22 protein-coding genes and 1 pseudogene are annotated in these 24168 nt (G+C 32.8%); 19 read left to right on the top strand and 4 right to left on the bottom strand.

The features are described 5' to 3' along the window. The first annotated feature begins 211 nt into the window (after positions 1–211). Entirely contained in the window at positions 212–1675 is a 1464-nt protein-coding gene (locus BUR17_RS09540; RefSeq protein ID WP_074230055.1) for a hypothetical protein, read from the top strand. A 175-nt stretch (positions 1676–1850) separates the two neighbouring features. Here BUR17_RS09540 and BUR17_RS09535 read toward each other — a convergent pair whose 3' ends face one another. From BUR17_RS09535 to BUR17_RS09530, 3 genes and pseudogenes are all read right to left on the bottom strand, one after another. Next, positions 1851–2321, bottom strand: coding sequence for a ComF family protein (locus BUR17_RS09535; RefSeq protein WP_317043311.1), 471 nt, complete (start codon positions 2319–2321; stop codon positions 1851–1853). A 126-nt stretch (positions 2322–2447) separates the two neighbouring features. Then, positions 2448–2504, bottom strand: a pseudogene (locus BUR17_RS21185) (hypothetical protein); the annotation flags it as partial. A 182-nt stretch (positions 2505–2686) separates the two neighbouring features. Beyond that, positions 2687–4159, bottom strand: coding sequence for a helix-turn-helix domain-containing protein (locus BUR17_RS09530; RefSeq protein WP_074230053.1), 1473 nt, complete (start codon positions 4157–4159; stop codon positions 2687–2689). Positions 4160–4285: 126 nt separating this feature from the next. Here BUR17_RS09530 and aceB point away from each other — a divergent pair, with 126 nt between their 5' ends. The 8 genes from aceB (at position 4286) to BUR17_RS09490 (ending at position 11750) form a co-directional block, all read left to right on the top strand. Further along, a complete protein-coding gene (gene aceB / locus BUR17_RS09525) occupies positions 4286–5860 on the top strand; it encodes a malate synthase A (protein ID WP_074230052.1) in 1575 nt (524 codons plus the stop codon). 105 nt (positions 5861–5965) lie between these two features. Continuing rightward, on the top strand, positions 5966–7246 hold the full coding sequence (gene aceA / locus BUR17_RS09520) for an isocitrate lyase (protein ID WP_074230051.1): 1281 nt from the start codon (positions 5966–5968) through the stop codon (positions 7244–7246). Between the two features lie 301 nt (positions 7247–7547). Further along, entirely contained in the window at positions 7548–7931 is a 384-nt protein-coding gene (locus BUR17_RS09515) for an acyl-CoA thioesterase (RefSeq protein WP_074230050.1), read from the top strand. Between the two features lie 43 nt (positions 7932–7974). Continuing rightward, on the top strand, positions 7975–8643 hold the full coding sequence (locus tag BUR17_RS09510; RefSeq protein ID WP_074230049.1) for a Yip1 family protein: 669 nt from the start codon (positions 7975–7977) through the stop codon (positions 8641–8643). A 66-nt stretch (positions 8644–8709) separates the two neighbouring features. Then, positions 8710–9153: a 6-pyruvoyl trahydropterin synthase family protein gene (locus BUR17_RS09505; RefSeq protein WP_074230048.1), complete on the top strand. Its 444-nt coding sequence runs from the start codon at positions 8710–8712 to the stop codon at positions 9151–9153. Between the two features lie 31 nt (positions 9154–9184). Beyond that, complete coding sequence (locus BUR17_RS09500) at positions 9185–9961, top strand: UDP-2,3-diacylglucosamine diphosphatase (RefSeq protein ID WP_074230047.1); 777 nt, start codon at positions 9185–9187, stop codon at positions 9959–9961. A 197-nt stretch (positions 9962–10158) separates the two neighbouring features. After that, positions 10159–11139, top strand: coding sequence for a LuxE/PaaK family acyltransferase (locus BUR17_RS09495; RefSeq protein ID WP_074230046.1), 981 nt, complete (start codon positions 10159–10161; stop codon positions 11137–11139). 65 nt (positions 11140–11204) lie between these two features. Then, a complete protein-coding gene (locus BUR17_RS09490) occupies positions 11205–11750 on the top strand; it encodes a hypothetical protein (protein WP_074230045.1) in 546 nt (181 codons plus the stop codon). A 49-nt stretch (positions 11751–11799) separates the two neighbouring features. Here the strand turns inward: BUR17_RS09490 and aqpZ are convergent, their stop codons facing one another. Continuing rightward, on the bottom strand, positions 11800–12516 hold the full coding sequence (gene aqpZ / locus BUR17_RS09485; RefSeq protein WP_074230044.1) for an aquaporin Z: 717 nt from the start codon (positions 12514–12516) through the stop codon (positions 11800–11802). 237 nt (positions 12517–12753) lie between these two features. On the opposite strand from aqpZ, the gene BUR17_RS09480 reads away from it, so the two are divergent. The 10 genes from BUR17_RS09480 (at position 12754) to BUR17_RS09435 (ending at position 24038) form a co-directional block, all read left to right on the top strand. Beyond that, on the top strand, positions 12754–13371 hold the full coding sequence (locus BUR17_RS09480) for a DUF5715 family protein (RefSeq protein WP_074230043.1): 618 nt from the start codon (positions 12754–12756) through the stop codon (positions 13369–13371). 82 nt (positions 13372–13453) lie between these two features. Continuing rightward, entirely contained in the window at positions 13454–14194 is a 741-nt protein-coding gene (locus tag BUR17_RS09475) for a hypothetical protein (protein WP_074230042.1), read from the top strand. 14 nt (positions 14195–14208) lie between these two features. Continuing rightward, on the top strand, positions 14209–14832 hold the full coding sequence (locus tag BUR17_RS09470) for a hypothetical protein (protein ID WP_074230041.1): 624 nt from the start codon (positions 14209–14211) through the stop codon (positions 14830–14832). Between the two features lie 65 nt (positions 14833–14897). Continuing rightward, positions 14898–15584: a sensor histidine kinase gene (locus tag BUR17_RS09465; protein WP_228418656.1), complete on the top strand. Its 687-nt coding sequence runs from the start codon at positions 14898–14900 to the stop codon at positions 15582–15584. Next, complete coding sequence (locus BUR17_RS09460; RefSeq protein WP_074230040.1) at positions 15577–16248, top strand: response regulator transcription factor; 672 nt, start codon at positions 15577–15579, stop codon at positions 16246–16248. Before BUR17_RS09465 ends, BUR17_RS09460 begins: the two co-directional genes overlap by 8 nt. A 145-nt stretch (positions 16249–16393) precedes the next feature. Further along, positions 16394–17791 (top strand): PI-PLC domain-containing protein, encoded by a 1398-nt coding sequence (locus tag BUR17_RS09455; protein ID WP_074230039.1) that lies wholly within the window; start codon positions 16394–16396, stop codon positions 17789–17791. Between the two features lie 242 nt (positions 17792–18033). Continuing rightward, positions 18034–19965: an ABC-F family ATP-binding cassette domain-containing protein gene (locus BUR17_RS09450; protein ID WP_074230038.1), complete on the top strand. Its 1932-nt coding sequence runs from the start codon at positions 18034–18036 to the stop codon at positions 19963–19965. Between the two features lie 389 nt (positions 19966–20354). Then, a complete protein-coding gene (locus tag BUR17_RS09445) occupies positions 20355–20660 on the top strand; it encodes a hypothetical protein (RefSeq protein WP_228418654.1) in 306 nt (101 codons plus the stop codon). Between the two features lie 402 nt (positions 20661–21062). Continuing rightward, positions 21063–23447 (top strand): TonB-dependent receptor, encoded by a 2385-nt coding sequence (locus BUR17_RS09440; RefSeq protein ID WP_074230036.1) that lies wholly within the window; start codon positions 21063–21065, stop codon positions 23445–23447. Positions 23448–23477: 30 nt separating this feature from the next. Continuing rightward, positions 23478–24038, top strand: a complete 561-nt coding sequence (locus tag BUR17_RS09435; protein WP_074230035.1) for a hypothetical protein — start codon at positions 23478–23480, stop codon at positions 24036–24038. Positions 24039–24168: the final 130 nt, after the last annotated feature.

Raw genomic sequence — 24168 nt, 5'->3', positions numbered from 1 at the left:
ATTAGTTTTTAATCAAAATATATAAACCTTAGAAAAATCTAAGGTTTTTTTGTAATAAATTTTCTGTAATATTTCTTTAAGTTAATATTAATTTTATATTGTTTTGGGTTTTATGTTGAATTATATTTAAAAATTTCATATATTTAATTAATCGTTATTGAGTGTAGAAATTTAATGATGATTAAAAAACTAATAACCAAAAACTAATTCAATGAAAACATTTTTTTTAAGCCTTACTTTAGGCTCACTTGCGCTATGCTCCTGTAGCGAAGAGAAAAAGAATTCCAAATCAGATTTACCACCGGATGAACTGGTGAGAAAAGAAGCATTTAAGAATCATTCCGATTCTATCCCGAAAGACAGAACAGAATTTTTTAAATTAAATGCAGATTATCCTCGAACACAACCAGATGTAGGATTTAAACTCATTAATGATTTTAATGAAAAAATTACTGTACAAAATGCAGAAAAGTATGTTTCTGGACTGAAAGATTATGCATCACCGTTAATTACCAAAATGATTAATGAGAAAGATAAATTCAGTGCAAAAGATGTCGGCTGGTTTCACGAGCCTTGGATGGGAAGCAAAAGAGATCCTATTATGGGAACCTATCCCGGAAATCCAAATTCTGCAGGAACTTTTAAAGGCGTAAACAAAAACCAGGAAGGTTTTGTACTGGTATTGTACGATCCATTGGCGGCATTTACGATCGGTGAAGTTTTTGATAAGAACGGAAATGTTCCTTTAGAAATAGATTCGGCTTATTTTAAAAGCTCAAAACCGATTAATAGTTTTATCAGTGTTGATCTGAATAAAGATAAAGGTCAGTTCAAAGAAGGTTCGGTAATTGTGAAGTTTGCTTTTTCAGAGTTGAATGGCGATGAATGGTCAGATATGCAAGATGCGCCACTTTTTACCATTTATAATCAGTTGGATGCTCAATCTACGGATCCTTACAGAAACAGATTTGACTATAAAAAGGTGAGTTTGTTTCAGATAGATGTTGTGGTTAAAGATTCTAAAGCTGCTCCGGAAACAGGTTGGGTTTTTACAACTTTTGTGTATGATAAAAATATTAAATCCAATAATATCTTAGATAAATTTGTTCCGTTGGGTGCAATGTGGGGGATGGATCCGGAAGTTGATACCGATTTTGCAACTGTAGAAGTACAAAACCAAAAATTAACGCAAACATGGATTAATGATAATGCTCCTTACTATAGCAGAGAAACTCTAGGATGGGGAGGAAGATTAAGCGGTCCGAATGACGGAGCTGTTGCATTGCAAGGTGTGGTAGATGTTACCAATAAAGGTGTAACAAAAACAGATACAATTGCGAGATTGCCAATGACCTCTTGTATGAGTTGTCATGCACCGTCACAACAGCAAATCTCATCGTTTCTCTTGCCGTCGTCAAATAAGGGTGCGACTTTTTTTAATTATAACACTCCTGAATTTTTACGATACAATAGGAATTTGAAAGGAGAAAGTTTTGATCCTGGTCAATTCTCATTTGATTATAATATGGCGATGAATTTTAAATCGATGAATGCATATCTTGCCTTTCTGAATAAATATTATAAGTCTAAAAATAGTGGAATGATGAAGTCGAGTAGAGGATCTGAAGAATATGAAGATAGTTTCGAAGAATTTAGAAGAAAAAAAATAGATTAATAAAAATTTTTAAAGTCTCAATTGTAATGATTGGGGCTTTTTTAATGAAAAAAAGCCTTTAAAAAATCTTTGATTTTTATTCTTTTGAGAACTTTGATTATCTAATAATAGCTTTATGATTGTCTTTTGTTGCTTTTGCGGTTAAATCTAAAGCTATTTTAAACTGACTTAAAAATCATTCATCCATTGCCATTACCAAAACACTCACTTTGTTGTTTCCTGCTTTCAAAATTTCCCAGGCAATCGAAGCAATTGTATTTCCGGTGGTAAAAACATCATCAATCAATAAAATATGTTTTCCCGAAATATTTTCTGTGATGGAAAAGATATTTTGAGTTTCAAGACGATGTTGTCTGTCTTTCAAAGCCTGTGCTTTTGAATAATGATTTCTTTTAATTAAATCATGCCTAAAAGGAATCTCATAAAACTTAGATAATGTTTCTGTAAACAAATGCAGTTGATTATAGCCTCTCTCTTTTAATTTCTTTGGATGCAATGGAACAGAAACCAACAAATCAGGTTTTTTATTTTTGAAATCTAAACGTTCTGTCGTCCATTCAGCTAAAATCTTTCCTGCTTTTTCTCGATTTTTATATTTTAATTCGTGGATGATTTTTCGGCTTAAATTTTCCTTTTCAAATTGCATTAATGCAAAAGCATTTTCAATGGGAAAAAGAAGTTTACATTTCTCCAGAATATAATTATCCTCAAAAAAGTTAAAATGCGTAATGTGAATTTGCTCAAAACAAACATTGCAGACAAGCAAGTCGCCGTCAATAATCCGGTTGCAGTGAATGCAACGATTCGGGAAGAAAATATCTAAAATCATTTGTGTGTTGTGTAGAACTAAGATAGTGAATTTAGCTGGAAGATGGATGCTTGACGCTGGAAGTATTAAAAATTTCGTTTTAATTTTCTATTAATTAATTGAAACACTTTGAAATTAAAATTTGTGAGTTAGAAATATTTTCAATGCGTTAAACTTCCATCATCTAACTTCCAACTCCCATCCTAAAAATCCTTCCGAATCTTTTCAATCGCATTTTTCATACTTGAATTAAAATATTCCTTCTCAAGACGAATTGGTGGCGATTGTCTCACTTCGCAATCCGCAATGCTACACGATTCACAAGTCACACCAACATTGATGGTTTTTAAGGTTTCAGATTTAATAAAATTAATTTTTTTAATGGTCTGCGAGTTCAATAAGATTCCCAAACAATAACTTCTGTTACTTCCATCCGAAAACGGATTTTTTTGCGAGGTGGAAATCACCAGATAACTTACACCCTGGTCTTTGTAATGCGAAATTTGGGCATCCGTCAATGTTTTATTTTCAGTTAATTCATGCAGGTTTTTGATCGCGATCCATCTTCTGCAGTAGTGTTCATTCGTTGCATTCGCATGTGGAGCTTGTTGATGATTAAGATGTAATTCCTTTAAGATCTGAATTTTATCTGAATTTTTCTTTTTAACCAGACATAAATAAAACAAATCCTTAATTCCTAATTCTGAAGAAAGAATATTGGTTAAACGATAATAAAATGTTTCAGGTGAATGAGTAAACTTTTTAATTAGATCTTCAAAATTGGTTGGTTTCCAATCGTTTTGCAAGAAAAAATCAGATGTTTCTTCAATTGTTTTTTCTTTTGAGATCAGTAAAGCCCCTGCGAAATAAGAAGCATAAAAGTTGTTCAGAATTTCTTCAAAACTTCCAAAATCTAGCCATGAATAAGTGTTCGGACGATTCTTTAATTCCAAAACATTAAACCCTATTTCTTTCGCAAAAATAAAGGTCTTTTGATCTTGTTCTAATTTTTTATTTAAAAGCAATAATTTTTTCTCAGGAATAAATAACGACCGAAGATTATCCAATGTTCCATATTGTTCAAAATCTTCTGATTGAATCGTGTAATTGAATCTTTCAGTCAGAATTTTTTCTAAAATATCAGTTTGTAAATTTTTGTTGATTTTTAATTGATTTTCCTGTGCAAACTGCAAAACTTTATCTTCAATTTCTGGGAAATAATTGTCGTTTAATTCCTGAAACGAACGCAAGACAGCAAAGTAAAACCGCTCTTTTCCTAAATTGTAGTTCTGTGAAATTTCTATCAAAGCATTAATAAAAGCGGTCACTTTTTTTGGCGCGTCGCTGATAATACTGATGAGGTTATTTTTATTGATTCCGAAAAGATTAAGTGGAATTTCTTTGAAAAAATCTGATTGTAAAATTTCATTGAAAGGCGCTAAACTTTTATCAAGTTTTGTTGAAACTAAATCATCAAAAGTGCAGTTTAAAGATTCTGAAAGCTGAATAATTTTATCATGTTTCGGATATTTTTTACCGTTTTCAATTTCATTAAGGTAAGATTTTGATAATCCTGTCTTTAAGGCTAGATCCTGTAAAGACCAATTTTTCTTTTGTCTCTGCTGTTTTAGTTTGAGTCCGAAAACCGTTTTGATAAAGTTGCTGTCAGAATTCATAGTTCAAATATAATATTTAGAAGCGATTTTTCGCATAATAATTTTTAAAATAAATTTAGCGAACGTTCGCTGTATGTGAAAATTTTTATTTAGGTTTGTAATGTCGAATCACAAAATCAAGACGTTATGGAAACTAAAACACAATTAAATATAAACACTCAACCGCAGTTTGAAGAAGTGTTTACCAATGATCTGATCGATTTTTTGGTTGAACTTCATCAAAATTTTAATGCTAAAAGATTAGAACTTTTAGAAGAAAGAAAAAAAATGCAGCAGGAATTTGATAAAGGAAATCTTCCGAAATTTTTATCTGAAACAGAAGAAATCAGAAATGGAAATTGGATTTGCGCTCTGCTTCCTGAAGATTTGCTCGACAGAAGAGTGGAAATTACCGGACCGGTTGATCGGAAAATGATTATCAATGCTTTGAATTCTGGTGCTTCAACGTTTATGGCAGATTTTGAAGACAGTAATTCGCCAACCTGGAAAAACTGTATGGAAGGACAAATCAATCTTTCTGATGCCATCAATCGAAAAATTGATTTTACGAATGAGCAGGGGAAATCTTATCAGTTGAATGAAAAAACGGCTGTTTTATTGGTTCGTCCGAGAGGTTTGCATTTAAATGAAAAGCATGTTGAAATTAATGGTGAGCCAACTTCTGCTTCGTTAATCGATTTTGGAATTTACTTTTTCAGAAATATAAAAAGGTTGCGGGAAAATGGAAGTGGAGCTTATTTTTATCTTCCAAAATTAGAGCATTACAAAGAAGCTCGTTGGTGGAATGATGTTTTTGTTTTTGCTCAAAATTATATTGGGATTCCGCAAGGTTCTATTAAAGCAACAGTTTTAGTTGAGACAATCACGGCTTCTTTTCAGATCGACGAAATTTTATTTGAATTAAAAGAGCACAGCTCAGGTTTAAATTGCGGACGATGGGATTATATTTTTTCATTCATTAAAAAATTCAGAAATCTTCCTGAATTTATCGTTCCAGATAGAGATCAGGTGACCATGACTTCGCCTTTTATGAGTGCTTATTCTAAAAGAGTGATTGAAGTTTGTCACAAAAGAAACGTTCATGCAATTGGCGGAATGGCGGCACAAATTCCTATTAAAAATGATTATGAAGCGAATAGTCAGGCTTTCGGAAAAGTGAGAAATGATAAAGAACGAGAAGTTAAAAATGGTCATGACGGAACTTGGGTAGCGCATCCGGCTTTGGTTTCTGTAGCGAAAGATATTTTTGATCAGTTTATGCCTTCACAAAATCAAATTGATAAAAAGTTTGATTACAAAATCACAGAAAATAATTTGCTGGAAATTCCGAAAGGTGAAATCACTGAGAAAGGAGTAAGAAAAAATATCAACGTCGGAATTCTTTATATCGAATCTTGGTTAATGGGAATTGGAGCTGCAGCCATTTATAATCTGATGGAAGATGCAGCCACGGCTGAAATTTCAAGAACCCAAATCTGGCAATGGCTAAAAAATGAAGCGGTATTAAATGATGATCGAACATTGACGAGAGGAATGATTTTGCAGTGGGAATTTGAAGAATTGGAACGCATCGAAAAATATGTAGGTGAAGAACGTTTCAAAAACGGAAAATTCAATCTGGCAAAAGAACTTTTCAACGAATTGATCTTCTGCGAAAACTTCGAAGAATTTTTAACCTTAAAAACATATCCATTTATTTGAGTGGGAGAGTTGGAGGGTTTTAGTGTCTAAGAATTATAAGCTGTCAACTAAAAACCAACAACCATCAACTAACATCAAGCAATAATTAACTAAACAAAAAATATTATGAAAACAAAACAAGATCAAATTCAGGAAATAGAAAAAGACTGGTTAGAAAACCCACGTTGGAATGGTGTAAAAAGACCTTACACAGCTGAAGAGGTATTAAAACTTCGAGGTTCTTATAAATTAGATTATACGATTGCAACAGAAATGTCAAAGAAATTTTGGGATAAACTGAATTCTCAGGATTTTGTTGCGGGTTTAGGAGCTTTGACGGGAAATCAAGCGGTACAGGAAGTTGACGCAGGATTGGAAGCGATTTATCTTTCAGGATGGCAGGTTGCAGCAGATGCGAATTTATCTGGTGAAATGTATCCTGATCAATCTTTGTATCCTGCGAACTCAGTGCCTTCTGTTGTGAAAAAAATTAATAATGCTTTGTTGAGGGCAGATCAGATTCAATCGGTAAACGGAGGTGGAGAAAAAGAATATTTAGTTCCTATTATTGCTGATGCAGAAGCTGGTTTTGGTGGAAATCTGAATGCGTATGAATTGATGAAGCAAATGATTGAAGCGGGAGCTGCAGCGGTACATTTTGAAGATCAGTTATCTTCTGCGAAAAAATGTGGTCATTTGGGCGGAAAAGTTTTGGTTCCGACTCAGGAAGCGATTAATAAATTAATTTCGGCTCGTTTGGCGGCGGATGTTTTGGGCGTTCCAAGTTTAATTATTGCAAGAACGGATGCGGATGCAGCAGATTTGTTGACTTCAGATATTGATGACAGAGATAAAAAATTTGTAACTGGTGAAAGAACCTCCGAAGGTTTTTATGTGGTGAAAAATGGAGTGGAACAGGGAATTGACAGAGGTTTATCTTATGCTCCTTACGCAGATCTAATATGGATGGAAACTTCAAATCCTGATCTGGAACAGGCAAGAAAGTTTGCAGAAGGAATTCATGCTAAATATCCGGGAAAAATGTTGGCTTATAATTGTTCGCCTTCTTTCAACTGGGCAGCAAGACTAAGCGTTGAAGAAATGTTGAATTTCAGAGAAGAATTGGCAAAATTGGGTTACAAATTCCAGTTTATTACGCTGGCTGGTTTCCATGCATTGAATACGGCGATGTTTGAATTGGCTTTAGCTTATAAAGAAAAAGGAATGGCAGGTTATTCTGAACTACAGGAAAGAGAATTTGCTTTGCAGCAAAAAGGTTTCAGAGCAGTGAAACACCAGACTTTTGTGGGAACAGGATATTTTGATGAGGTTCAGAATATTGTTACAGGAGGTTCTTCGGCGACTGTTGCAATGAAAGATTCTACAGAAACTGCACAGTTTCATTAAAAGAGTTGATTAAAAATTATTTGTTAAAAAAACGCAGAGACGCAAAGCTTAATTAAATTTATAATGTTTCTAAGGCGCAAGAAAATCAAAGATTTTTAATATTAAAAGTTGTCAATTTTATCGAAGATAAAATCCTTGCGTCTTAAAACATGTAATTTGTAAGTTTCCTCGCGCCTTTGCATTTTCCAACAGGAAAAAATATTAAAAAGCTCATTTTAACTAAATTTAATTGTTAAGAACCTTCTCAATTTTTGGGAAGGTTCTGTTTGATATCTTATTTTTGAATAAATATTTGAAGAAGATGAGTTTGATTTTTGAAAAACAAATAAAAATTACGGAGCAACATATCGATTTAAATAATCACGTCAATAATGTGCAATATGTAAAATGGGTAGAAGAAATTGCAGGTGAACATTGGGATTCTGTAAAAAATAAACTGGGTTTTTCAGATGATATCTGGATGCTTCTCGATCATCATATTCAATACAAAAAGCAGGTTTATTTAGGAGATATAATTACTATAAAAACTTATCCAAAATCACCGGAAGGAATTCGACAGCCAAGAAAAGTAGAATTCTATTGCAATGATGCTTTGGTTGTAGATTCTCTCACGCTTTGGGTTTTTATTGATAAAGAAACGCAGAAAATTAAAAGATTGGATGAGAATTGGCTAAGCTTACTTTGATTTTTAATAAATATGTTTATTTTCGTGATCCTATAAAAACTACATGGAAACAAAATATACAGAAGATCAATTTGAGGAGTTTGAAAAATATGATGCACTTTCTGATCAGGATATTTTTACAAAAATCTGGACAGAGCCAAGAAGGGTTTTCAAATTTATAAACGATACCCGATACGAGAAATACTTATACATCCTGCTCATTTTTGCAGGTATTGTAAGAGCTTTTGATCGAGCCTCTTCAAAAGATATGGGTGATCATTCTTCTTTGCTTTTTATTGTTTTTGGTTGTATTGTTGGAGGAGGAATGTTGGGATGGATCTCTTATTACATTTATTCGGCATTATTAAGCTGGACAGGAAAATGGCTAAACGGAGTAGGAAATACTTCTTCTATTTACAGAGTTATGGCGTATGCAATGATTCCTTCGATTTTAGGATTGGTGTTTTTATTTTTACAAATTGCAGTGTTTGGAAATGATTATTTCAAGAGTAACACAGATTATCTTGAGTCTAGTATTGAAGGAAGCATTGTTTTCTGGATCTCATTTACAATGGAAATGCTTTTGTCTTTTGCATCACTTGTTCTCATGGTGATCGGGCTTTCTGAGGTGCAAAAATTTTCGATAGGCAAAGCAATTATTAATCTGATTTTACCCGTTGCCTTCATTGTTGTGCCAATTGTACTGATTGTATTTATAGCGACGATATTTTAATTAGATTAAAATTAAAGTCAGGGTAAGGTGATTCTTTTGCATATCGAATTTTCTTATCTTTGCACTATGATACGTATTACAAAAATTTTTACATTCGAAACTGCTCATGTTTTATACAATTATGACGGGAAATGTAAAAATATGCACGGACATTCCTATAAACTTTTCGTTACAGTAAAAGGAAAACCGATAAATGATCTTGAAAATCCTAAAAACGGAATGGTGGTAGATTTTGGCGATATTAAAGATATTGTAAAATCTGAAATTGTTGATGTTTGGGATCATGCTGTTTTGATTAACGGAGTTTCTCCGCATAGAGAATTGGGAGAAGGTTTGGAAAATCAGGGTCATAAAGTGATCTACTGTACTTTTCAGCCGACTTGCGAAAATATGTTGTACGCCATTGCTGCAAAAGTAAAATCAAAACTTCCGGAAGGAATTTCTTTAGCTTATCTTAAACTTCACGAAACCGAAAACTCTTACGGAGAATGGTTTGCAGAGGATAATTAATATTTTTTTTACTGAATTTAAAATATAAAAGGTGATTAAAACAACCATTAATTTAGAGCCGGGAAAAAAAGTGTATTTTGCTTCGGATCAGCATTTTGGAGCTCCTAATCCTAAGGAGAGTAAAGTGCGTGAAGAAAAATTTATCCGATGGATGAATGAGATCAAAGAAGATGCTCAGGTTTTATTTTTGATGGGTGACTTATTTGATTTTTGGCACGAATGGAATCATGTAATTCCAAAAGGTTATGTACGTGTTCTAGGAAAAATTGCCGAATTAAAAGACCACGGTATTCAGGTTTATTTTTTTGTAGGAAACCACGATTTGTGGATGAAAGATTATCTTGAAGAAGAGATTGGCTGTACCGTTTTTTATAAAAAACAATATTTTGAAATTGCAGGAAAACAGTTTCTCTTAGCTCATGGGGACGGATTAGGACCAGGAGACAAAGGGTATAAAAGAATGAAAAAAGTCTTTACAAATCCTATTGCACAATGGTTTTTCAAATGGCTGCATCCCGACATTGCAATGAAGATTGCTTTGTATATGTCACAGAAAAATAAAATGATTTCTGGAGATGAAGACAAAGCCTTTTTAGGAGAAGATAAAGAGTTTTTGATTATTTATTCTAAAAAGAAGCTTGAAACAGAGAATATTGATTACTTTATTTACGGTCACCGACATTTGCCGATGGTTTTAGATTTAGGAAAAAATTCAAAATATATCAATCTGGGAGACTGGATTTCCTATTTCACCTATGGAGTTTTCGAGCACGATTTTCAACTGAAAACTTTTGAAAAACAGGAATAAAAAAAATTACCCCATAAATGAGGTAATCCTTGTAAAAAGATTTTAAAATCTTTATTACTAATCCATATTCCGAGGATGAAGTTACAAAAACCCGACCAATTTTTTAATCTTTAACATTAAAAAATAATTAAAAGTTATGCTTAATATAGCAAATGCTTCATTTTGAGCTAATAACAGGTTTAAAAATATTTATATCATTGGAAAATATATTTAACATAAAGACGGAGCATGACTTTTTGGCTGCGTCACTCAAGACATTTCGTTATCAATATGATAATATAGAAGTGTATAGAAAGTTTGTTGACTATTTGAAAATCAATCCTGAAGAAGTTAAAAGTTTAGATAAAATTCCGTTTTTGCCGATTGAGATGTTTAAAAATCATCAGATTTTAGACAAGAATGTATCTACAGAATTATATTTTCAGAGTTCGGGAACAACTCAGATGAATTTGTCTAAGCATTTCATTGCTGATGAAAATATTTATCAGGAAAGTATTTATAAAAGTTTTGAACAGTTTATCGGAAAGCCGGAAGATTTTATTTTTCTTGGATTGTTGCCAAGTTATCTTGAAAAACAAAATTCTTCTTTAATCTATATGGTTGATTATTTAATGAAAAAATCCGATAAACCTGAAAACGGATATTTTCTTTACAATCATGAAGATTTATTTAAACTTTTAAATGAGTTAAAAGATAAAAATGTTATTCTCTTCGGTGTTTCATTTGCACTTTTAGATTTTTTGGATTTCTGCAAGTCAAACACTCAAACACTCAAATACTCAAACACTCTTACTGTGATCGAAACAGGCGGAATGAAGGGGCGAAAAGAGGAAATGACTAAAGATGAATTGCTGAAGATTTTGCAGGACGGTTTTAAAACCGATAAAATTTATTCGGAATATTCTATGACCGAGCTTCTTTCGCAAGCTTATTCTTTGGGACAAAATGAATATCAATGTCCAAACTGGATGCGTGTTTTAATGAGAAATGTAGAAGACCCATTCAGTTATGAAAAGGAAGGAAAAACCGGTGCCATTAATATTATTGATTTAGCTAATATTCATTCTTGCTCATTTATTGCTACTCAGGATTTAGGAAAAATTGTTGGCGATAAATTTCAGGTTTTGGGAAGAATTGACCATTCTGATATTCGTGGTTGCAGCTTGCTGGTAAGCTAATTGGATTGGAGAGTTTTAGAATGTGAGAATTTTAGTGTTTAATAATTGTTTCTTAAAAGTAATTAATGTTAAAAATAGAAGAGCTTGTTCATGCATACATTCATTCACAATGTGATTTTGAGAAAGAAATTGTGTTGACCAACCATTTTCAGGCAGATTGGGAAGCTGATATTTTAATTATAAATGCAGAAGGTTTTAGCCATGAAATTGAAATTAAATTGTCTAAAAGCGATTTTAAAAATGATTTTAAAAAATCTTACGTCAATACTTCTACAGGAGAGAAATTTCTAAAGCACGATAAGATTTGCTGTGGAGATTACATCTGCAATTCTTTCAGTTTTCTTTTGCCAATGGGAATGATTGAACATTCTGTTATTCCTGAACATTGTGGAATTATTGAGTTTTATCATAATGTAGATTCTTGGGAAACTGAATTTTATTTAATCCGAAAACCAGCAAAAGTTCATGAAGATTCTTATTGGAATCTTACTGATAAAGATCTTTTTATAAGAAAAATGGCGCTCAATTTATTATCAAAAAAAATGGAGGTGAAAGGAAAGCATGAAGAACTCATCTTTAAAAATCCTTTTGAAATTAAGAAAATAAAATAGAAAATCCTGTCTGAAAAGACAGGATTTATTTATATGAAAATGTGTTTTACTATTTTGCCGCTTCAGGCTTTTCAATCAATAAATTGTAAGTGAATGCTGCGAAAACCCCACCTAAAACGGGAGCTAAAATAAATAACCATAATTGAGAAAGCGCTTCTCCACCCGCAAAAATTGCGGGACCAATACTTCTTGCCGGGTTTACAGAAACTCCGGTTATTTTAATTCCAACAATATGAATTAGAACCAAAGAAAAACCAATTGCTAAACCTGCAAATCCACCATTGATGTTTTTTGTAGAAGTTGATCCTAAAATCACCATCAAAAAGATAAAAGTGAAAACGAATTCAGCAACAAAAGCTGCAATTGTATTATACTGATCAAGATATCCGGTTCCCCAACCATTAGATCCTAAAGCCCACGGTTTCATTTCTGCACCGGGATGGTTGGTAAAAATCAGGTAAAGAATTCCGGCTCCAATGATGGCTCCGATAATCTGAGCAATAACATAGCTAATTGCTTCGCCCATTTTCATTCTTCCTGCTGCAACCATCGCAATTGAAATTGCAGGATTAATGTGGCATCCCGAAATGTGACCAATTGCATAAGCCATGGCAACAACACTAAGGCCAAATGCGAAAGAAATTCCTAGAAGCCCTACTCCTGTGGTTCCATCTGCTCCTGCAATTACAGCGCTTCCGCAACCCATTAAAACTAAGACCATGGTGCCGAACATTTCAGCAACAAATTTTGAGGTTTTTGAAATCATCTCCTATTGTATTTTTTAATTAGTAAGCTAATTTACAAAAATTAATAATTCAATGATTTTTTATTTTAAATATTTATTTTATTATAATTGTGGTTTTATTTTTAGTGATAATTGTGTTAATTAACTTTTTTTAAGTTAATATTTTTAAATGTAAAATGTTATGCCATTTCTTGAAATTAATATCTTTGAATGTAAGAAAACCAATATTTATTTGTTTTACATTTTAAATGATATTTAATGAGGAAGTATCTTTTTATAATCCCTTTACTTTTCCATCATACTTTTTCTAGTCAGCAATCCAAAAAAACGCTGCCTTGTTATGATCTTACGGAAGTTTTAAAAGTTGAGCCGACTCCGCTTTATAAACCCCATTTAGATGCTTCGAAAAGTTTTAATGTGAAACTTCTGAAAACCACAGCAACCGTTCAGAAATATATCAATAACGGGAAATTTCATTCCATCAAAAAATCAGGAAAAGGCTTTAAGGTTCAAAAATTAGATTACAGTAGAGCCTGGATGGTTTCTAAAGGAAAGGCAACTTTAGAAAAAATCGGCGCAAGATTCAGTAAAGAAACAAAAGGTCATACTTTCATGGTTTCATCGATTACCAGAACACTTGAAGATCAATGCAGGTTGAGAAGAGTAAATTCTAACGCAAGTTTAGGGATTAGTTCGCATAATTACGGTAATTCATTCGATATTTCTTATGTAAGATTTAATGGTGTTTTAAAGAATAACCCAAAAATGGAAGCTGCATTAGAAAAGGTGTTAAAATACTATGCGGATGCAGGGCGCATTTATTACATTAAAGAAAAACAACAGAGCTGTTTTCATGTGACGGTGAGAAACTATTAAATAATTATTATTTATTCATGGGATGTTTGCGTAGTTTAGGCAGATTCAATAATTTTATGCACAGAAATTAAAAACCATCTTTATGAATAATTTAAACAGAGAAGAATATTCCATGGCTTTGGAAGGCTGGATTATGGCAAAGCAGGACATTAAAAGAATTGCAGAGCTTTTTCCCGAAAATTATGTATTCAATTTATCACCTGAGCAAGTGCAATGGCTTAAGAAAAATAACTCTAATAAAGAATTTTGTGTAGAAATAGGAGTTGTGAAAGATCAATTGACGATGATTTTATGTCCATTGGATGAAAAAGGAACTAAAGTAGCCGTTGGTGAATTTCCGTATTGCACTTTTGAAGCTTTAGAAAATGATCTGAAATTAACTGAAGTTCAGACTTATACTATTGTTAAGAATGCGTTATTATCAAAAGATATGCGTAAGATTGATAACGATTCTGATATGTTTTTTCCAATTACAAGCCAACCAATCATGGAGCAGGATAAAGCGGTAAATTCTATCGAATCTTGGCAAAGTAACGGTCAAGACTGGTTTTATGCTCAATATAAAGAAGATAAAGCAAAAACTATTTTTAATAAATTCTATGTTCCTTCAGAAAAAATTTGTCATGCAGATGCAGATCTTAGCTTTGTTTGTTCATTTGGGTTAAAATATTCAGAGATTTATCAAAAACAGTTACCGGCATTAATATTTATTGCTTTTCATAAAAATTTAGGAAATGGAGGAAGTGTAGAAACGATCTCAAATACTTATGATTATGCGAAGCCGTGTCCTCCGATTTGTAGAATACCTGGTGAAGAGTATTAACACTTATCAAGGAAATGGTAGACTTTTATAAAACATTTTTATTTATCAATTACGGATTACTTTTGGTTATCATTTTCCTGATATTCTGGAAATACATCATTCTCAATAAAAAAGAAAAACAATATGCATGGTATATTGTTTTTCTTTTTATAATTGAACTTTGTAGCTTGGTATTGCCCTATATACTGAAATCATACGATACCTCATTTATATACCATTTCTTTATTGCAGGAGAATTTTACCTTTTAACGGGACTTTTTATAAGGAAACTTAATCTAAATAAACTCTTTTTGATTATTTCAGGACTTCTTTCTCTCGGTTTTTTATTTGTGATTTATGGTTTAAAGATTAGTTTTAATTATGATTTGGCAAAAATTATTTCCAATCTGGTCATCATCTGTCTTGTTGCGACATTTCTTATTCAGCAGATTAAAAACGGAAAAAATATAGACCGCTTTATTTTGGTTGACGCAAGTATCTTCTTTTATTATTCGGTTTCTGTTCTTATTTTTGTCGTATTATCGCAATTTGTTAATTTATCTACAGAAAGTGTTTATTTAATCATGGGTGTTAATAATGTTCTGTCAACTTTTCTTTATTGTTCAATCGTATATACCTTTTTAAAATTAAAGAAGTAACCTTAAATATCAATCTGCTTATTCTGATAATTGTAACACTTGCAGTTATCGTATTTTTTATATTGTTGGCTTACAAAACTTTTGTAGATCGTATTTTAAAAGAAAAAGAAGCGCAGAATTTAGCTGAAATTCAGCATCAGAAACAGTTGGTTTTAGAAAACACCAAAGTACAGGAAGAAGAACGTAAAAGAATTGCGGTTTCGGTTCATGATGACATTGGCAACAGATTAAATATTCTTTCTTTATGGCTGAATAATCTAGATATTGAAGATGACTCAACATCAGAAGTTATTTCAGGCCAGATTTCAGAGTTAATTGATAGTACGAGAAATATTTCACATTCTCTTTATCCTGTAAACCTCGAAAGATTAGGTTTGATTTTATATATCGAAGAATTAATTACCAATTTATCGGCAAGAATTAATATTTCACTCCATGTTTCTTCAGAATATGATAAAAAAGATGTATTTGTAGAAGTTCAGATATATCGAATAATACAGGAGTTTACAACGAATGTGATTAAGCATTCAAGTGCAGACAAAATTGATATTCTCATCAAAGATTTTAACGATTTTACAGGAATTGTTATCTTTGATAACGGGCAGGGTTTTGATTATGAAAAGGTCAAAAAAGGAATGGGAATCAAAAATATAGAATCCAGAATGCAGTCGATGGATGCTAAATTCAAATGGAAAAGTATCATAAATAAAGGAAGCAGATTAATCTTTAAAATTCAGAAAAATAATGAGTGACCAAATAAAAATTGCCTTGGTTGATGATGAACAGCTAATTCTCGAAGGAGTAAAAATGCTTTTGTCAAAAGAAAAAAACTTTTCGGTAACGATGATGGCAAATAATGGAAACCTTTTTCTCGAAAATCTTGAGACGTGTGCTGAAGAAGATTTCCCAGATATTGCCTTAGTTGATGTTCAGATGCAACCGATGAACGGTTTCGAATTGGTTGAAATTTTAAAAGATAAATATCCTGATTTAAAAATTATTATCCTTTCATCTCATTACAAAACATCGGTTTTAGGTTACATGGTCAAGTTGGGAGTTTCTGCTTTTCTTCCAAAAAATTCCGACAAAAAATTGTTTATAGAAGCCATATCAAGAGTTTTTGAAAATGGTATTTTCTTTACGAATGAAGACCATGAGATGCTTCTTTCTTACATGAATAATACTTCTAAGAAAAAATCATTGTTTAGTATGGATCATGATCTTTCCGAAAGAGAAAAAGATGTTGTGAAGCTGATTTGCCAGGAATTTACCAATCATGAAATCGCCGAAAAGCTTTTTATCAGTCCACGAACTGTAGAAAGTCACCGACAAAGAGCCATCGAAAAAATAGGCGCAAAAAATACGGTAGGAATTGTAATTTACGCTATCGTCAATAATATTTATTCTCCAGCTTAAAAACAGATTCCGTACTTGTACGGAATTTTTTATTTGGTTATTTCTACGCTAATATTTGTTCTTTTATTCTCGTTACTTTGAATTGTGTTTTTTAGTAAAGCTTTACAAAATATTTTTCAAAACAACCAAAAAACAAATAGTAATCATGGAATACAGAAATAATGAAGTTGTCTTTGCTTCTGGTACAGGCAGCTTGGTAAAAGGAAGTTTTACTGTAAAAGACTTCTCAGTTACAGATGGGCAAGATCCCGATCATCATATTCGTCAAGGATTTTCTTCGTATTGCGGAAGCGATGGAAAGTTTAATTTTTCTATCGGTAGAAAAGGTTCGAAAAAAGTTGCAGAATGGTTTTCAAGACAGGTCAATAAAAACAATACCACATTCAATCACAATCCTGATGATTTGAATTTCGCAATGTTGGGAACTTTGGTTTTAGAGTTTCAGAACAATAAAATTTTTACTTTTAATAATATCGTTTTAGCTCAAGGTCACAGCGCAGGAAGCAACAACTGGTGGTTTGGCGGTACAGATTGTCATAATATTGGCGGAAATAAAGTAAATACGATCGTAAAAAGCAATAAGGGTTCTCTGAATGAATTTATTTTTCTAAGAGGTGGAAATTCTGTAAATGAAATCAGTTTTTCGTTCGGAATAATGCTGAATAGATGGATGGAAAGTATTTCTTCTGACAAAACGCTGAAGCAGATTACCATTCCCGGAAGTCACGATGCTGGAATGTCTGAACTTAGAAACTGCGCTCCTTTGAATTTTGCAAATCACTTGGTGAAAACCCAATATGACTCAATCGGTAAGCAACTCGAAAACGGCTCAAGATATTTTGATGTAAGAATAGATTTCGACAAAGATAAACTTGTAACATATCACAGAACCGATGGCAATGGCTGTAGCGGCGAATATTTTATTGATATTTTGAATGATGTAAGAAATTTTCTCAAAAATTCTCCGTTTGAAATCGCAATTCTGAAAATTTCTCATATCCGGGATTATAAAGATCATAAGCCAAGCGAAATTATCCCTAAAATAAATGACGTTATCAATAATTACACCGATATTTTATATAAATCTAATAATCCTGAAATTAATATTACTCAGGTGAAATTGGGCGACTTAAGAGGTAAAATGATTGTTGTGTTTGATTATGATGATTTTATCAATCCGGCTCAGGGAAAATGTAGATATCGTGATTTTGGTGATGGAAGTTATAATCTGGAAGTTTTTGACCAATATTCAGATACTAATAATTATGATAAAATGAAGAGTAACCAACTGGCTAAATGGGACGAATTTTCTAAAAATAATGAAAGTAAAAACAGCTTATTCTTATTATCATGGACATTAACTCCACAAGGATTTACCGACTTTTTTGATTCTATAGAAAACATGGCTAAAGAAGCCAACGGAAAATTACCTGCAGTTTTAAAGGATGAATTTGTAGTAAAAAGACATGCTTTGCCCAATATTGTTTACATCGATTTTCTGACCAACAAAATTTCTCAAAGCATTGTAGAATTTAATTTTTAAAAATGTAAAATACATTGTAAATAAAATAATTGTAGCGCAAAATATAGAATGTGAACAATTATTAAAAGAAAATATGATGCCTGCCGAAGCAAAGCTAGGACGGTAAATATTCTTGTTAAAATTTAGGATAGGGTCGTCTCACAAAGACGGCTCTTTTTTATTTTACTGTCATTCATTTCTTTTCCGTATTTTTGCACCCGAAAAAGATTCACATTCATTATTCACTTTAATATTCATTTCAAATGCTTTCGGTTCAGGGTTTAGGATTACATCATTCAGGTAATTATTTATTTCAAAACGTAAATTTCACCATCAAAAAGGATGATAAAATTGGTTTGGTTGGTAAAAACGGAGCGGGAAAATCTACGCTTCTGAAAATGCTTTCCGGCGAAATCACTTTCTATGAAGGAAACGTAGTTCCTGAAGGAAATATTACCATCGGATTTCTAAAACAGGATCTTGATTTTGTAAAAGGAAGAACCGTTTGGAATGAAACCATGCAGGCTTTTGAGCAAATTAATGCTTGGAAAGAAGAATTGGAAGAAATTAATCATCAATTGACGGTAAGAACCGATTACGAAAGCGATTCTTATACAGATCTGATTAACAGAATGACCGATCTGAATGACCTTTTGATGCACCATGATGCCTATAATTTGGAAGGTGATATCGAAAAAGTTTTATTCGGTTTAGGTTTTAAAGCAGATGATTTTCAAAAAATAACTGACGAGTTTTCCGGAGGTTGGAGAATGAGAATTGAATTGGCAAAATTGCTTCTTCAGAAAAACGATTTGATGCTTCTCGATGAGCCTACCAATCACTTGGATATGGAATCGATTATTTGGCTGGAAAATTTCTTGAAAGATTATCCGGGAGGAATTCTTCTGGTAAGTCACGATAAACAGTTTATGACTGCTGTTTGTAACCGTACTTTTGATGTAAACAACAGAAAAGTAGACGATTATAAAGCCAATTATTCTAAATATTTGATCATGCGTGAAGACCGTCGTGAAAAACTGATTCAGGCTAAAAAGAATCAGGATGCGGAAATCAAGCAGATGGAAGATAACATCAATAAATTCCGTGCAAGTGCGACTAAAGCGTCTTTTGCGCAGTCATTGATTAAAAAATTAGATAAAATAGAGCGTATTGAAGTTGATAACGAAGACGTTTCTAAATTCAATATCCGTTTCGTACAGTCGCAAGTTCCTGGAAAAGTTATTTTCGAAGCCGAAAATCTTGGGAAATCTTACGGTGAAAAACAGATTTTCGATGATGTAGATTTCATCGTTCAGCGAGGTGACAGAATTGCCCTTCTTGGACAAAACGGACAGGGAAAAACAACTTTAGCTAAAATTCTTTCAGGAGATATAAAAGATTATTCAGGAAACTGGAACTTAGGTCACAACGTAAATATTGGATATTTCGCTCAGAATCAGGAAGAAGTTTTAACTCCAAATAAAACCGTGCAGGAAGAAGCTGAAGATGCAGCAACTGAAGAAACAAGGCCTAGAGTAAGAGATTTACTTGGATCTTTCCTTTTCCAGGGTGAAGCGGTAAACAAAAAAACAAAAGTTCTTTCCGGAGGTGAAAGAAACCGTTTGGCGCTTTGTAAATTGCTTCTTCGTCCGTTCAACACGTTAATTATGGATGAGCCTACCAATCACTTGGATATTCAGTCTAAAGAGATTATCAAATTGGCTTTACAGAAGTTTGAAGGTACTTTAATTGTGATTTCTCACGATAGAGAATTTTTACAAGGTCTTTGTGATAAAATCTATGAATTCCGTGATGGTAAAATGAAAGAATTCTTAGGTGATATCAATGAATATCTTGAATTCAGACAGAAAGAATCAATCAGAGAAATTTCTGCCGAAAAAGCAAAGCTTCATGGTGATGAACCTAAAGTTGAAGTAAAAAAAGTTGAAGAAAAGCCATCAACTAATAATCAACAACAATCAACCATTATCAGCAAAGAACAGAAAAGTATTCAGAATAAATTAAAGAAAGTAGAAGAAAAAATTTCTGAACTGGAAACAGCAATCGAAACTTTTGAAGCTACGTTTACTAAAGAAAATCCTTCTGAAGAAACTTTAGAAAAATACAATAAAACCAAAGAAGAGCTCGATCTTGCATTACAGGAATGGGAACATTTGGGAACGCAATTGGATTAAATCTCTTTAGAAAAATAAATAGAAAGGATGGGTTGTTAAACTCATCCTTTTTTGTGAAATGTAATTTGCTCCGTAGGAGCAAAACCTTTGTAGCAAAGAATATTTTCAAAAACAGTAAGCTCCATAGGAGCGACACCTCTATAGCATAATCAATGTTAACAATTGAAATTTCTGAAACTAATAGTAGAATCTGCTCCATCGGAGCAATATCTGTGTAGAAAATAATATTGCAGCCAAATAATGCATTCCGTAGGAATGCTATCTTCCACAAATAATGCTCTATTATTCAAAAATTAATGTTTATTGAAAAGCCTTTCATTTATTTTTTATAATTTTGCCCAATGGTTTTTAAGGAAAGTAGACAATTAAAGAGTTTTATCTCAAAGCTGATGCTTGGGATTTACTTTTTTGCGCTCTTTTCTTCAAGCTTTCACAGTCACGAGTCTGGAGATTTTAAGCATTTTAATCTTAAAAAAACAGAAAATGCTATTTCAAAAACTGATGCAAAAGAAAAAGCTGGCGATTGTTTGGCTTGTCACTTTTTAGCAACAGCAAATACACTTTTACCAGATGAATTTAGTTTCACTTTGATCAAACATACTCATGAGGTAGAGCAGGTTTTTGCTGTACAGGAAAAAATCTGGTCACAAACTAAATTTTCTTTTCAACTTCGGGGACCTCCCGCAATTTCATAATCAATAGATTCTTTTCAGATTTTTTTGCTTTAAATTTTTCAAGATTTAAAATGTTGTTGAATGTAGTAATTTTGTATGATTACTGATTTTCTGACCTAAGAAGCTGAAGCGTTAAGAAAATTGAAATTCAATCCGTTAAAAAATTCCCACTGTTTGAGTGAGCCCTTATCTGTGTATCGAAACCGTAATTTTAAATGCGAACGAGTTTTGGGAATTTTAGGATTTAATTTTAATTTTTAGCGGAAGATTCTAGTCTTGAATTTTTGGTACTTTTTGCTTCAAGGCAAAAGTACAAATCAAAATAGCAAACTTTATCCAATTCAAAAATTTTAACGAATGTGTTTTTAAGCGTTTCACAAATGTGAAGAACAGCTTGAAAATACTCAATCAATCTATTTTACAATGAAATTGATATATAGTGTTCTGCTTATCCTTTGTGGATTTGCAATTACAAACGCACAGAAAACTTACACGGTAGAAGGAACTGTTCAGGATTTTCACGATAAAACCATGCTTGAAAATGCGGTGGTGAAAATTGGAGATTTTACAGCCAATACCAATAAAAAAGGTGAGTTTTCATTTAAAAATATTCCTGCAGGAAATTATCAGCTCATTGCTAAACATGCTCTGTGCGACGATTATACTGAAAATGTGGGAGTCGACAGAAATTTACACTTAGCAATCACGCTGGAACATCATATCGGTGATATAGAAACCGTGACCATTCACGGAAGTCACAAAACGAAAGGTTCTGTGATTATGAGAACGCTTGATAAAACGGAAATCGAAAGAAATTCTACAGAAAATCTGGGGAATTTATTATCGAAAATCTCTGGTGTTACCGCGTTGAAAACCGGTAATAATATTACAAAACCTGTAATCCGTGGGTTATATGGAAGCCGAATTTCTATCCTGAATAACGGTGTGAAAATGGCGGAACAGGAATGGGGAGTTGAGCACGCTCCAAATATCGATGTCAATGATTTTGAACACATTGATGTCATCAAAGGTGCATCTGCTTTGAAGTACGGAAATGAAGGAGTAGGCGGAGTTGTGGTTTTGGAACCGGCTATTTTACCAAAAAAAGATACCATTATGGGAAGCCTGAAACTTTCAGGAATTTCTAGTGGAAGAGGAGGTGAGATTGCTGCTAATGTTGCTAAATCTTGGGAAAACCAATGGTTTGTAAAAACCGGAGGGAGTTACAGAAAAACTGGCGATCAGTATGTTCCGCATCATACGCTGCAAAATACGGGAATGGAATTTAATTCTTTTAATTTCTCATTCGGGAAACATTCTTTTTTGCAGGGTTTTGATGTTTCTTATAGCGGAATTAACCAAGAATTCGGGATTTACAAAGGTGCGCATTTGTCGAGTCCCGAAGATTTTTATAATGCGGTGAATTTCGGGCAGCCTTTCTATCTTGATCAGTTTACACACAATATCGACAATCCGAAACAGAAAGTAGAGCATCATATTGCAAAACTTTCTGCTTACAAACGTTTTGCAGATTTTGGTAAGCTGACTTTTCAATACAGTTTTCAGTTAAACAGAAGACAGGAATATGATATCAGAAGGGGAGAATTGAGCGAATTGCCTTCAATGGATTTACGATTAATTACCCATTCTGCAAGTTTGGTGCATTTAATCGAGCGTACAAACTGGAGTTTAGAAAGCGGAATTTCTGCTGCTTTTCAGGATAATTTTCCTGATCCTGCAACAAAAGCAAGACGTTTGATTCCGGATTATTACAGGTATGATGGCGGAGCTTTTTCTGTTTTTAAATACCGTTTTAATTCAAAACTGAATGTTGAAGCTGCGGCAAGATATGATTTCAGCAGATATGATGCTTACAAATATTATGATTCTGATAAATGGAATGCCAATTATGCAGATATTTTCCCACAGTTTTTTGTGAGTGAATCAGGAAGCAGAACTTTAACCAGACCAATTTTAGATTATCATAATTTTTCGGCGAATTTAGGTTTAGATTATAAGCCGATTCAGAATCTTGAATTTAAGCTGAATGTATCCAGAGCAGATAGAAGTCCGAATGCCGCAGAACTGTTTTCAGATGGTTTGCATCATTCAGCGGCGGTGATGGAAGAAGGGAATTTAAACATTCAAAAAGAAACAGTTTATAATATTAATCTTTCATTGGCGGGTCATTTTGATGTGTTGAAAGGTCTTCATATCGAAGCCAATCCTTATATGATGATGTCTGATAATTTTGTGAACCAAATTCCAACGAGTGTTTTAAATACTAACCGAGGAGTTTTCCCGGTTTGGTCTTATCAGCAGATTAAAGCGAGAATTTACGGAGTTGATGCCGATGCAGAATTATCAATTTTAGATAATTTAAAATGGAAATCAGGATTCAGCATTTTGAGAGGTGACGATCTTTCGAATAATGAACCACTGATTTTGATGATGCCTGCAAAACTGAGAAATTCTATTGAGCTGAATCTGAATAAACCTAAGAATTTCTATGTTACTTTAGAAAACGAAAATACATTTAAGCAAAATCGTTTTCCGATAAGAAATTTACCGGTAACTTTTATTAAAGACGGAGTGGAAAGAAATGAAATCGTTGATTTTAGTTCTACACCTGCTGCGTTTACCTTATTTAATGCTTCTGTGGGAGCAGACTTATTTAAAAATCTGAATGTAAATTTCAGAATTAATAACGTATTTAATGTAGAGTATCGTGAATATCTGAACAGACTCAGATATTATATGTACGAGCCTGGAAGGAACTTCGTCGTGACTCTTAAATACAATTTCTAATTTATTTACAACTTAAAATTTAAAATTAAAATGAAAAAATTTATCAATATTACATTAGTCCTTTTTGCAGCACTTTTAGTATTTTCATGTAGGTCAGATGATGATACAATTCCAGAAGATGTTCATGAGCATGACGAGATTGGAAAAGTGGTTTTAAAACTGACTAATAAAGCTGATGCTGCAGACGTACAAACGGTTAGTGTTATCTCTGGTGAAGCAGTGGGACATTTACATCTAACCGTAGGAAGTACTTATTTAGCTGAACTTGATTTCCAAATTAAGCACGATGATCATTATCATTCATCTGATGAAATTGAGGAAGAAAAAGACCATCACTTTATTACATATGCTCCTGCAAACGCAGATATTACAGTCTTGAGAGCAGCGAATGATATTGTAAGAACAGACGGGCAAAAATTAGGGTTAAGAACTGAATGGAAAATCAATTCTACACAGCCAACAGGAAAGATGAACATCAAATTGATTCACGGTCCTGCAACGGTTAACCAGAATTATCCTTCAGCAACCAATCAATTAGGTCAGACTACAGGTGGTGAAACTGATGTAGATATTACGGTTGACGCACACTAAAAGTTAGTTCAGACAAATTTTTAATATTATAAAAAGGCATTATTTCGGTAATGTCTTTTTATTTTAACGTATTATAACAAAAGGAATGTCTTGTTTTAATAAAAAATTCATATTTTTGCAACCTAAAATT

The sequence above is a fragment of the Chryseobacterium scophthalmum genome (assembly GCF_900143185.1).
Taxonomy (GTDB): Bacteria; Bacteroidota; Bacteroidia; order Flavobacteriales; family Weeksellaceae; genus Chryseobacterium; species Chryseobacterium scophthalmum.
This window is presented reverse-complemented; position numbering and strand designations above follow the sequence as displayed.